Origin of the sequence: Streptomyces griseorubiginosus, assembly GCF_017614965.1 — a bacterium.
Lineage (GTDB): Bacteria > Actinomycetota > Actinomycetes > Streptomycetales > Streptomycetaceae > Streptomyces > Streptomyces griseorubiginosus_B.
In genome coordinates this window covers 1-906 of sequence record NZ_WVUG01000680.1, presented here as the reverse complement: position 1 = coordinate 906, position 906 = coordinate 1, and the positions used below count along the sequence as shown (strand labels likewise).

Here is a 906-nt window from a genome sequence, read left to right as displayed (position 1 = left end):
GGTCCGTCGTCGGTCCGGGCGGGGGCGGGGAGTTGACCAAGGGCGGAGTGCTCGCGGCGGCCATGTTCCGCGCGAGGGCGTCCCAGTCGACGTCGCCCGTCGCCTCCAGGACCGTGATGTGGTCCAGCACGGTCGTGTTCGCGTCGTCCGCGAGGGCGCGCACCAGCGAGTTGCGGGTGGTCGCGCGGACCTGGGCGACCAGCGAGAACACCTTGCCGTGCGCGAGGCGCGCGATGTTCACGAAGTCGTGGTCGTACTCCACGCCCTGCGCCCTGTTCAGGGTGCTGAGCCACTGCCGCTGCTGGGCGGTGGGCTCGTTGGGCAGCTCGATGCCGAGCTTGGCGGCGACGTCCCGGACCCGCTGGTCGAGGAAGGTGTGGCCCTGGACGAGGTGCTGCCCCGCCGTCCGTACGGCTTGGGTGGTGCCCTTCTGCTCGGCCTCCTGGCCGGCGGGCAGTTCCCACAGCCCGGCCTGGCGGACCTTGGTGAGGAAGTCGCGGTCGAGGCCCGACAGGGGGCCGTAGTTCGTGGCGACGGTCTGGGCGTTCAGCACGCTCACGCCGGTTCCCGACCGGTCGGCGTAGGACCAGATCGGGAAGATCAGTGCGAGCAGGGTCGCGAGCAGACCGGTGACGATGACGCCGGTTCCACTGACGATGCCCCGGCCCTTGATGGGTGGTCTCGGTCGCATGGTGCCTCCTGCCTGCGGCACCGCACGCTGGTCGGTGGTGAGTGCGGGACTGGCATGTTACTGCGTGGTGCGGGCACCGATGCCGCGAGGAGGCGTATCCCACATTCCGCCGCTCAGCGGTGCGACAGCACCCGCCGCGCCACCCGGGCCACCCGTCCCCGCCCGGGCCGAGGCGGCACCGGCCCCGACCGCTCCAGCCACCAGCCGCGCAGTTC

The 906-nt window shown here is 72.0% G+C and carries 1 protein-coding gene; it reads right to left on the bottom strand.

Translation table 11 applies throughout. The features are described from left to right. Window positions 1–691: DUF4142 domain-containing protein (locus GRC12_RS44715; RefSeq protein WP_208786128.1), on the bottom strand; the 691-nt coding region annotated here is incomplete at its 3' end. Window positions 692–906: the final 215 nt, after the last annotated feature.